We start from the raw sequence: 11,096 nt of genomic DNA, 5'->3' as shown, positions 1-11,096 counted from the left end.
TATAAAATATTCCAAAAACAAAATTTAAACAGTCTCTTATAATTTGGGTTTTTATTACTCATAAATAATTGTATTTTTACCGTTCATAAAACCAAATCATTTAATGGGTAAAATCATTGCAATTGCAAATCAAAAAGGAGGCGTTGGTAAAACAACAACATCCATAAATTTAGCCGCTTCACTAGGCGTTCTGGAAAAAAAAGTATTACTTATTGATGCTGACCCTCAAGCAAATGCAACTTCTGGAATAGGACTTGATGTAGAATCTATAGAAATAGGCACCTACCAACTTTTAGAACATTCTAGTTCTGCAAGAGATGCCATTTTAAAAACTGAAACACCTAATTTAGACATTATCCCAGCGCATATCGACTTAGTGGCTATCGAAATAGAACTCGTTGATAAAGAGGCTAGAGAGTACATGCTAAAAAAAGCGTTACAAGAAATCAAAGACGATTACGATTATATTTTAATTGATTGTGCGCCATCTTTAGGCTTATTAACCCTAAACGCTTTAACAGCTGCTGATGCTGTAATAATACCTATTCAGTGTGAATATTTTGCACTTGAAGGTTTAGGAAAGCTTTTAAACACCATTAAAAGTGTTCAAAAAATACACAACCCCGAATTGGATATAGAAGGCTTACTACTAACCATGTATGATTCGCGCTTAAGACTGTCTAACCAAGTCGTAGAAGAGGTTCAAAAACACTTTAACGATATGGTATTTCAAACCATCATACAACGCAATGTAAAATTAAGTGAAGCGCCAAGTTTTGGGGAAAGCATTATTAATTACGATGCCGCTAGTAAAGGCGCTAGCAATTACTTAAGTTTAGCAAAAGAAATTATCAATAAAAACGCTTAATTATGGCTAAGGCAATTAAAAAACAAGCTTTAGGAAGAGGTTTATCGGCACTTTTAAAAGATCCAAGTAACGACATACAATCGGCACAAGATAAAAATGCAGATAAAGTTGTTGGTAATATTATTGAGTTAGATATTGCCTTTATTGAAGTTAACCCCTTTCAACCGCGTACCAATTTTAGCGAAGAATCGCTGCGTGAATTAGCATCATCTATAAAAGAATTAGGCATCATTCAGCCTATTACCGTTAGAAAACTAGGTTTTAACCAATACCAGTTGGTATCTGGTGAACGTCGTTTTAGAGCCTCAAAATTAATAGGTTTAGAAACCATTCCTGCATACATACGTATTGCAAACGATCAAGAATCGTTAGAAATGGCTTTGGTTGAAAACATTCAACGTCAAGATTTAGATCCTATTGAAATTGCCTTATCCTACCAACGTTTAATTGATGAAATCAACTTAACACAAGAACAAATGAGTGAGCGTGTTGGAAAAAAACGTTCTACCATTACCAACTACTTGCGTCTTTTGAAATTAGATCCAATTATTCAAACAGGGATGCGTGATGGGTTTATTTCTATGGGACATGGCCGTGCTTTAATTACAGTTGAAGACCCAACCACCCAGTTAGATATTTACGAAAAAGTACTTTCAAACGAACTGTCGGTACGGGATACAGAAAATCTGGTTCGCAATTACAGTACCACACAAGAAGTAAAAGTAGCACCTAAAAAAGAAGAAAGCGAAGAAACCCCTAAACATATTAAAGAGGGAATTAAAGCCATTTCAGAATACTTTGGACATAAAATAGACGTTAAAGTCTCTAAGAATGGAAAAGGAAAAATTACGATTCCGTTTCATTCTGAAGAAGATTTTAATCGTATTAAAAAATTAGTTGAAGGTGCCAAATAAACTCTTTATAGCTAGCGTATTCTCACTATTATTTTGCTGCTTTCTATCAGCACAAGAAAAAAACAAGAAAAAAAAAGAGCTACCTGCAGCTATTACTGTTGACTCTATTATAGAAATTAAAAGTTCCTATAATCCGCTTTCTCCCGCAAAAGCTGCTTTTTATTCGGCAGTTTTACCCGGTCTGGGACAAGCCTACAACAAAAGATATTGGAAAATCCCCTTCGTTTATGGTGGATTAGCCACTGGTATTTATTTTTACACAACCAACAATAAAGAATACAATCGATACCGGGATGCCTACAAAAGCAGACTGGCAGGTTTAAAAACCGATGAGTTTTATTTTGATCCTCAAGGCAACCCACTAACCACTCCACGAGTTACAACCGAAGGTTTAGAACGAGGCCAAAAGTTTTACCGAAAGAACAAAGAAATTTCACTTTTGGTAACACTTGGCATTTATGCCTTAAACATTATTGATGCCAATGTAGATGCACATTTAATGCAATATAATGTAGATGAAAATCTATCTTTGGCACCACATTTTAAAATCAATGAGATTGATGCAACAAGCAATCTCGGATTAACTTTAAATTTTAAATTTTAGCCCATAATGGGCATTTGACAAATTAAAACTATAAATAAATGAAAATAGCTTTACTTGGATATGGGAAAATGGGAAAAACCATTGAGCAAATTGCCATTAAACGCGGACATACCATTGTTTTAACCGTTGATAAAGATGATGAAGGTTACGATATAACAAAAGCCGATGTTGCTATAGATTTTAGTATTCCAACCGTGGCTTTTAATAACATTTCAAATTGTTTAAATAGCGGTGTTCCTGTAATTTCCGGAACTACTGGTTGGTTAGATAATTACGATAAGGCGGTTGCTTTATGTAAAGAGAAGAAAGGTGCTTTTATTTATGCTTCAAATTATAGCTTAGGGGTTAACATCTTTTTCGAGCTTAATAAGACACTGGCAAAAATGATGAGCACTCTAAAACAGTATAATGTGTCTATGGAAGAAATTCATCACACACAAAAATTGGATGCCCCTAGCGGAACAGCTATTTCTTTGGCTAATGACATTATTGCAAACAATGCCAATTTTGATGCGTGGAAATTAGACGAAACTGCAGATAGAACCATTCCTATTATTGCAAAACGTATTGAAGACGTTCCGGGCACACACACTGTAAATTACGTAAGCGACGTAGATACCATTACCATAGAACACGTGGCACATACCAGACAAGGATTTGCCTTAGGTGCTGTCGTTGCTGCTGAATGGCTTGCAGGAAAAACAGGTGTTTTTACCATGAATGATGTGTTAAATATTGGTTAATAGATTCAAAAACACGTAACAACATAAGTAAGTTTAGCTACTAAAAAATAAAAAACACGATTATGACATTGATACAATGGTTTATTTTCATCTTAATTATTCAAGTAATACATGGTTTAGGTACTTGGAAATTATACATTAAAGCAGGAAGACACCCATGGGAAGCTTTTGTACCTGTGTATAATGCGGTTGTTTTAATGAAAATTATTAATCGTCCGTGGTGGTGGGTTATCCTTTTATTTTTACCTATAGTAAACCTTATTATGCTTGCTGTAGTTTGGGTAGAAACCGCTAGAAGCTTTGGAAAAAACAGCAATTTAGATACCTTTTTAGCAGTAATCACTTTAGGTTTTTACAACTATTATTTGAATTACGCTACAGATGTTAAATACATAGAGGACAGAAGCTTGCATCCTAAATCTGGTGCAGGCGATTGGGTAAGCTCTATTTTATTTGCCATTGTAGCTGCAACCATTGTACACACATATTTTATTCAACCGTTTACCATTCCGTCTTCATCTTTAGAAAAATCGTTATTAGTTGGCGACTTTCTTTTTGTAAGCAAGTTTCATTATGGTGCCAGAGTGCCCATGACAACTGTGGGCGCCCCTATGGTACACGATACCATTCCTCTATTAAAAAAGAAATCGTATTTGTTTGATGACCATAAAGGGAGCGATTCTTGGAAAAACAAACTACAATTACCTTACCTTAGAATTCCAGGTTTTGAAGATATAGAACGAAATGATATTGTCGTTTTTAACCAACCTGCAGATACTCTGTTGGATATGAACGATTTTCATCCAGACAGAAACTATTACAAACCTATAGATAAAAAAACCAATTTAGTAAAACGCTGTGTTGGTGTTGCGGGTGATTCTTTAGAAGTTCGCAACGGCTTTGTTTATATTAACGGAAAGAAAAATGAGTTGCCAGACAGGGCCCATTTGCAATTCAGCTATCATGTACAACCAAAAACGTCACAATTTAATCCTGTTTTCTTAAAAGAACGCTACGATATTACCGATGGATTTGGCATTATAAACAATCAAAATACCTATTATTTTTCTGCTATTTCCGATGAAGCTTTAGCTAAATTTAAAAATAATCCTAATGTTTTAAGCATAACACCTAATAAGCAAGAAAAAGGCGTTAGAGACCCAAATATTTTTCCGCACGACCCAAATTACAACTGGAACATAGACTTTTTTGGCCCACTATACATTCCTGAAGCCGGAAAAACAATAGATATAAACCTAAAAGTATTACCACTTTACAAACGTGTTATTACAGAATACGAAGGCAATACACTGCAAGTAAAAGGCAACCAAATTTTAATAAATGGTGAAGTAGCAACTACTTATACCTTTAAACAAAATTATTATTGGATGATGGGTGATAACCGACACAATTCTATTGATGCACGTTCTTGGGGCTTTGTGCCTTTTGATCACGTCGTTGGGAAACCCGTATTTATTTGGATGAGTTGGGATGGCAAAAAACCACGCTGGGAACGTTTCTTTACAACCGTTAGCGGTAGTGGGAAATCATCTTCTTTTTTGATTCCTTTTTTGATTTTACTTGCTTTGTATATAATATTAAATAAATGGATACAGAAAAAAAGAGCAAACCAAGACGTTAAAACATTGGAAACTGATAAGGTTTATGCATCTGTAGCAAACAGAATTAAAGCCGCTTTCATTGATTCAATAATTATAATTGGAGCAATGTACTTAAATAGTGAAATTTTTACACTCTTTGGCTCAATCCCAAATACTGTAAAGATTGTTGTTTCTGTGGCAATATTTTTACTGTACGATCCATTATTTACAGCTTTTAATGGTGGAACTATTGGACATTCTCTCTCCAAAATAGGTGTGAGAAAAGATGGTGAATTTGATAAATACATTTCCTTTCCAAATGCTTTTATAAGGTTTATCCTTAAAGCAACTCTTGGATGGATATCTCTTTTGACAATAACTGGAAATGAAAAGAAAAAAGCAATTCATGACTTTGCTGCAAAATCAGTAGTAATTGAAAAATAAGAGTAAAATTTAAATGCAAAGTATTTTAATTCATCTAACATACTTTCCTAACATCGCACATTTTGTTGCCATAGCAAATGCTAAAGATGTAATGTTTGAAGTTGATGATAATTTTTTAAAGCAAACTTACCGAAACCGCACTTATATTTATGGTGCAAACGGTAAGCTTGCTTTAAATATTCCTGTTATTCATACCCAAAAAAACAGGCAGAAATATCGGGATGTTAAAATTTTCAATGAAACCAAATGGCAAGATTTACATTGGAAATCTTTACTTTCGGCCTATAGAACTTCTCCTTTTTTTGAGTTTTATGAAGATGAACTACACCCCTTATTCAACTTAAAAACGGATTATATTTTAGATTATAATTTGAAATGCTTTGAGGTGATTTGTGATTGTTTGCAATTGGATTTGCAGACTTCAAAATCGGAAGTTTATCAGAAAACCATTGAAAACACAAGTGATTTCAGGTACTTGGTAAACGCTAAAAAAGAACAACCACAGGCATTTGATAGTTACACCCAAGTCTTTAGTGACAAACATGGCTTCATTCCAAACTTAAGTATTTTGGATTTGCTATTTAATGAAGGTCCGAACGCTCTAAATTATTTAGAATCTCAAACTATAACCCCCCAATAATGTTACAAACAGTAGCGCATTACGGTTGTCATTTTTTAATTCCGTTAGTGGTGGCTTTGGTTTTTTATAAATCGAATTGGAAATTTGCCTACCTCATCATGATATTAGGAATGCTGATAGATTTAGACCATTTATTGGCAAACCCAATTTTCGACCCAAATAGATGCAGTATTGGCTTCCACCCACTACACTCCTACTATGCCATTGGTGTCTATCTATTGCTTTTAATTCCGAAGAAAACAAGACTGATTGGCTTGGGTTTGGTCATACATATTTTTGCTGATACAGTAGATTGTACGTTGATGTAATTTTTTTTAGAAGTTGCAAAGTCTCAAAGCTACAAAGTTTCAAAGATGCAGAATTGTAGAATTGTAAAGAATCAAAGTATTGGTATTAAAGAGTAACGAGTAACGATTTTTGATTTCTGAACAAAACTGCGACTGTGACTGCAACTGCAACTGCGACTGAGACTGCCACTGAGACTAAAACTACTCCTCCAAACTCAAAGTAGCCATAATGGGATAATGATCGGAATAATGTTCATTGTACGCCTTAAATCCATTTACCGTAAAGGCTTTATCTGAAAAAATATAATCAATACGTACTGGAAAGAATTTAAACTCGTAAGTGCGTCCAAACCCATTACCTGCCTCTTTAAAAGTATCATTCAAATCACCTTTAATTTTTCTATACACATACGAATAGGCTGTATTATTAAAGTCGCCACAAATAATCATCTTATAGTGGCATTGTTTTTTATGTTCTAAAAATATTTCAGATTGAAATTGTTGTCTTTTAAAGGTATTTTCAACTTGCTTAAAAATGCGCGATGTACTTTCTTGTTTCAGTTTTTCTACATCGGTATCGATTTTTAAGGATTGCAGATGAATATTGTAAACCCGAATGGTATCTTCTCCTTTAACGATGTCAACAAAAATGGCATTATTATTCGTATTTGGAAATTCTAAAGAGCCTGAATTTATTATTGGAAACTTAGATAAAATAATTTGCCCGGTATGGATTTTTTTTCCCGAAATTTTTTCAAATTTATGTTTAAAAAAGGTCAAATCAACTTGTGAACTTGGTCGATAATCTTGAATACACAAGACATCGGGAGCTTCAGTTTTTATAAAATCGACTATTTTGGTATCAATATTTTTTTCGGGAATCCATTCATACAAATTAAATAACCTCACGTTATAATTCATAACTTTTATGTTATTGGGACTTTCTACCTTTTTTGAAGATGAGAACCTATATAACGATCCAAACACTATTTGCCCTACTAAAAGCACCACTAACGATATAATAAGCTGCTTTCTAATTCTAAGCAACCAATATAAAAAAAACAATACGTTACATAAAATTAAGAAAGGCACTCCTAAGCTAAGTACAGACCATACAGAAAACGCCTTTGGAGGTAAAAAAGGTAAGGCATAAGCTAGTAATAGAACAACAGCGACCAATACATTGATAACGTAGATGATTTTGTTTATACCTTTAAGTTTTTTCATATTCATTTTTAATGACGGCTGGCTGATGACCGACAGCTATTGTCCAAATAAAAATATTATTTTAAATTGTTTCCAAAATCAATCCTAAAGCACTCATCATTTTTTATCACAATAAGCTCTTAAACCTATCATTTATCTCTTGCTTTTAACATATAGCACTATCTCCTGTCTTTTAACTGTTACTTCCCTGACCTAAATAAAAACTCTTTTTCTTCCGCTGTTAAACTATCATAACCGCTTTTGCTTATCTTATCTAAAATAACATCTATTTTCTTTTGAGTATTAAACTCATTAAAATCGGCTTTAGTATATCCCCCAACTTTACTTTTATTCTTATGAACTGTTTTTAATGGTCCTTTTTTTGAAGTTTTAAACATATTGGCAACAAAATCCATAAAACGCTCAAATCCTTTCCCTATATCGTCGCCTTTTAATAATTGCTTTGCATAAAAATAACCCAATAACGCACCACCTAAATGTGCTAAATTCCCACCGGCATTACCTATTTCGGGATTACTTATTCCTGTAAAAACACCAAAGACATCTAAAATCACAATGGCTAAGCCAACATACCAAAGTTTAATATTAAAAACAAAAAAACGCAGCTCTTGATTGGGCATATAAGCACACAGGAAAATCAGCAATGCCCTTACCGCTGCCGATGCCCCTACTAAATTAGAATTAGCACCAAACACGCTTGGAAGCAAGGTGTAGCATAGCATAAACAGCAAACCTCCAGACATGGCTCCAAGAAAGTAAATATTTAAAGCCATTTTAGCGCTGAACAAGTTTAGAAACATACGCCCAATAACATACAGCCAAAGCATATTAAAAAGAATATGCCAAAAGTCATAATGCACAAAAGCATACGTTATAAGTGACCAAGGTTTTACTATAAAACTGCCTAAACTACTCGGTAATTCAAACCAATTTAGCTTAAAAAAAAATGTTAGAATATATACAACCAGATTAACAGCTATAATTTTTTCTAAAACATTAAGATGAGATAGTTTATACTTTATGTCGTTAGTCAAACTCATTAATACCAACGGTTTTTATTAAACTGATTTTTTTTCCAATACCACATAATGATAAACCCAGTGAGTGCTCCCCCAACGTGTGCAAAGTGTGCAACATTTCCATATCCAAAAATTGACTGTCCCCTAATACCAGAAATTAAATCTATAAGTATAATTCCAGGTATAAAATATTTAGCCTTTATAGGAATGGGTAAAAAGATAAGCATCAATTCTGCATTAGGATTCATCATACCAAAAGCAGCCATGATACCCATTAAACATCCTGAAGCTCCAACCATAGTACTATTAAATATACTAACAAAACTTCCAAGTTGTTCTTGAGACAATATAGATTCCCAACGTTTATCATATATATTAAAACCAGATTTCAATGTCTCTAAAGTTTCCATATGATTAAACCCTGCACTATCTAATAAAGACATTCCACTATAAAATTTAAAGTAATAATATCCAACCTGCAACGCAACAGCCCCTAAGCCGGCAGAAAAATAAATAAACAAAAAACGCTTGGAACCTAAAACATGTTCTACGGGTGAACCAAACATCCATAAAGCAAACATATTAAAGAATAAATGCATCCCACCACCATGCATAAACATGTGTGTAATTATTTGCCAATACTGAAACGATTCGTTTTTTGGAAAATGCATCGCGAACCAATCATAAAACAATACGCCACCACCAATGGTTAACGTACCGACAAACATAATCACATTTATGATTATTAAATGCTTAACGGTTTCTGAAATTCGCATCATAGTTTTAATCTTTCTTATAAAGTAAAAAGTAATTAAAAAACCTTTCGACTTTAGTTTATCTTAAGCGTAGTCGAAAGGCTCAAGGTGACAATAATTACCTGCTTCTTTGTTTTAGTTTTATATAAATTTTTTGTCTAACTCGTCAACACTCATCGTTATAAATGTTGTTCGGTTAGTAGGTGACACATTGGGTTCTTTACATGCAAACAATTTATTTACCAAATGCTCTTGTTCATCTTTTTGTAGCGATTGTCCTCTTTTAATCGCTAAACTTTTTGCCATTGATTTTGCCAATAAATCGGTCGCGCTAAAATGAGTATCGGGCACTTCGTTTTCAACATCACCAATTAATTGTTCTAAAATAATGGACACTTCACTTTCCGGAACCGATACAGGAACACCTGTGATTTCAATAGTTTCATTAGTAACGCTTGAAAACACAAAACCTGTATGTTCTAAGTCTTCTTTTAATTGACTGATAATTTGAATCTCCTGTGAAGAAAAATGCAACTCCAACGGAAATAATAATTGTTGACTCACTCCTTCTTTGATAGTCAAATTCTTAAGAAAATCTTCATACAGAATACGTTGGTGTGCCCGATGCTGGTCGATAACCAACATGCCCGATTTTATGGTACTTACTATGTATTTATTATGAAGTTGATAGGTGGTTTTTGTCTGCTCAATTTTATTCTCGTCATTAAATGCCGACATGGTCGTTTCTTCGCTTTCAAAATGTACTTCGCTAAAATCGTGGTCGGTTTTGGTGCCTTTAGACTCCAAGCCTACATACAAACTTTCCCAATGGCTTGGGGTTTGCTTTTTAAAAGCTGTTGCTTGCTTTCCAGATGCATAACTTTCCTTGAACGGATTAAAACTTCTGTCTACTTCAATAACTGGCGTACTTGTTTCTTTATTGTTAAAATGATAAGGCGTATCTAAGCTGGCATCACGTTCAAAATCAAGCACGGGTGCAATATTAAACTGTCCCAAACTGTGTTTTACCGCCGAACGCAATAAAGCATAAAGCGTATGCTCATCATCAAACTTAATCTCTGTTTTTGTAGGATGGATATTGATATCAATAGTTTGCGGATCTACCGTCAAGTTTAAAAAATAACTGGGATGGTTACCACTTTTTAGCAACCCATCGAACGCCGATGAGATGGCGTGGTTTAAATAAGGGCTTTTTATAAACCTATCATTTACAAAAAAATACTGCTCGCCCCTGGTTTTCTTTGCATACTCTGGTTTTCCAACAAAACCCGAGATTTTTAAAACCTCGGTTTCTTCTTCAACGGGTACTAATTTTTCATTCGTTTTGTTCCCGAAGATATTAACAATACGCTGTCTGTAATTACTAATTGGCAAATTAAATGTTTCGCTTCCGTTGTTATATAAAGCAAAACTAATATTAGGATGCGCCAAAGCAACACGATGAAATTCGTCAATAACATGACGCTGTTCTACCGCATTCGACTTTAAAAAATTACGTCGCGCCGGAATATTAAAAAAAAGATTCTTTACGGAAATTGAGGTCCCTTTTGGTGTCACCACAACTTCTTGGGACACAATGCTACTGCCTTCTATAACAATGCTATTACCAACCTCATCTTGTTCTTGTTTGGTTTTTAATTCTACATGTGCAATAGCCGCAATACTTGCCAAGGCTTCACCACGAAACCCTTTTGTGTGTAAATGAAATAAATCGTCGGCAGTACGAATCTTGGAAGTAGCATGACGCTCGAAACTCAATCGGGCGTCGGTGGTACTCATCCCTTTACCGTTATCAATAACTTGAACTAGGGTTTTACCAGCGTCTTTTATAATGAGTTTTATAACTGTCGCATTGGCATCAATAGCATTCTCTAATAATTCTTTAACTACCGAAGCGGGACGTTGTACAACTTCCCCAGCAGCTATTTGATTTGCTACATGATCTGGTAATAGCTGTATAATGTCTGCCATGT

The 11,096-nt window shown here is 34.2% G+C and carries 11 protein-coding genes and 1 pseudogene; 8 read left to right on the top strand and 4 right to left on the bottom strand.

Annotation, left to right across the window (positions count from 1 at the left end; genetic code table 11):
* Nucleotides 1–103: 103 nt before the first annotated feature.
* The 8 genes and pseudogenes from ACGLWY_RS15570 (at nt 104) to ACGLWY_RS15535 (ending at nt 6,122) form a co-directional block, all read left to right on the top strand.
* Entirely contained in the window at nt 104–868 is a 765-nt protein-coding gene (locus tag ACGLWY_RS15570) for a ParA family protein (RefSeq protein ID WP_396620590.1), read from the top strand.
* Between the two features lie 2 nt (nt 869–870).
* Nucleotides 871–1,782, top strand: a complete 912-nt coding sequence (locus ACGLWY_RS15565) for a ParB/RepB/Spo0J family partition protein (RefSeq protein ID WP_396620589.1) — start codon at nt 871–873, stop codon at nt 1,780–1,782.
* Complete coding sequence (locus ACGLWY_RS15560) at nt 1,772–2,386, top strand: DUF5683 domain-containing protein (RefSeq protein ID WP_396620588.1); 615 nt, start codon at nt 1,772–1,774, stop codon at nt 2,384–2,386. Before ACGLWY_RS15565 ends, ACGLWY_RS15560 begins: the two co-directional genes overlap by 11 nt.
* 38 nt (nt 2,387–2,424) lie before the next feature.
* The gene (gene dapB, locus ACGLWY_RS15555; RefSeq protein ID WP_396620587.1) at nt 2,425–3,129 is read left to right on the top strand and encodes a 4-hydroxy-tetrahydrodipicolinate reductase; all 705 of its coding nucleotides are present in this window, start codon (nt 2,425–2,427) and stop codon (nt 3,127–3,129) included.
* Between the two features lie 62 nt (nt 3,130–3,191).
* Nucleotides 3,192–4,757: pseudogene (lepB, locus tag ACGLWY_RS15550) on the top strand (signal peptidase I); the annotation flags it as partial.
* Between the two features lie 18 nt (nt 4,758–4,775).
* Nucleotides 4,776–5,174 carry an RDD family protein gene (locus tag ACGLWY_RS15545; protein WP_396620627.1) on the top strand — a complete coding sequence of 133 codons (399 nt, stop codon included), beginning with the start codon at nt 4,776–4,778 and terminating at the stop codon, nt 5,172–5,174.
* 13 nt (nt 5,175–5,187) lie between these two features.
* A complete protein-coding gene (locus ACGLWY_RS15540) occupies nt 5,188–5,814 on the top strand; it encodes a WbqC family protein (protein WP_396620586.1) in 627 nt (208 codons plus the stop codon).
* A complete protein-coding gene (locus tag ACGLWY_RS15535) occupies nt 5,814–6,122 on the top strand; it encodes a DUF6122 family protein (protein WP_396620585.1) in 309 nt (102 codons plus the stop codon). The genes ACGLWY_RS15540 and ACGLWY_RS15535 overlap by 1 nt, the downstream gene beginning before the upstream one ends.
* Nucleotides 6,123–6,302: 180 nt before the next feature.
* Here ACGLWY_RS15535 and ACGLWY_RS15530 read toward each other — a convergent pair whose 3' ends face one another.
* From ACGLWY_RS15530 to mutL, 4 genes are all read right to left on the bottom strand, one after another.
* Nucleotides 6,303–7,328, bottom strand: a complete 1,026-nt coding sequence (locus ACGLWY_RS15530) for an endonuclease/exonuclease/phosphatase family protein (RefSeq protein ID WP_396620584.1) — start codon at nt 7,326–7,328, stop codon at nt 6,303–6,305.
* Nucleotides 7,329–7,507: 179 nt separating this feature from the next.
* On the bottom strand, nt 7,508–8,368 hold the full coding sequence (locus tag ACGLWY_RS15525) for a rhomboid family intramembrane serine protease (protein WP_396620583.1): 861 nt from the start codon (nt 8,366–8,368) through the stop codon (nt 7,508–7,510).
* A complete protein-coding gene (locus ACGLWY_RS15520; RefSeq protein ID WP_396620582.1) occupies nt 8,368–9,126 on the bottom strand; it encodes a rhomboid family intramembrane serine protease in 759 nt (252 codons plus the stop codon). Before ACGLWY_RS15520 ends, ACGLWY_RS15525 begins: the two co-directional genes overlap by 1 nt.
* Nucleotides 9,127–9,243: 117 nt before the next feature.
* Complete coding sequence (mutL, locus tag ACGLWY_RS15515) at nt 9,244–11,094, bottom strand: DNA mismatch repair endonuclease MutL (RefSeq protein WP_396620581.1); 1,851 nt, start codon at nt 11,092–11,094, stop codon at nt 9,244–9,246.
* Between the last annotated feature and the right edge of the window lie 2 nt (nt 11,095–11,096).

This window comes from Mariniflexile sp. HMF6888 (genome assembly GCF_044335535.1).
In the GTDB taxonomy this organism is placed as follows: Bacteria; Bacteroidota; Bacteroidia; order Flavobacteriales; family Flavobacteriaceae; genus Mariniflexile.
This window is presented reverse-complemented; position numbering and strand designations above follow the sequence as displayed.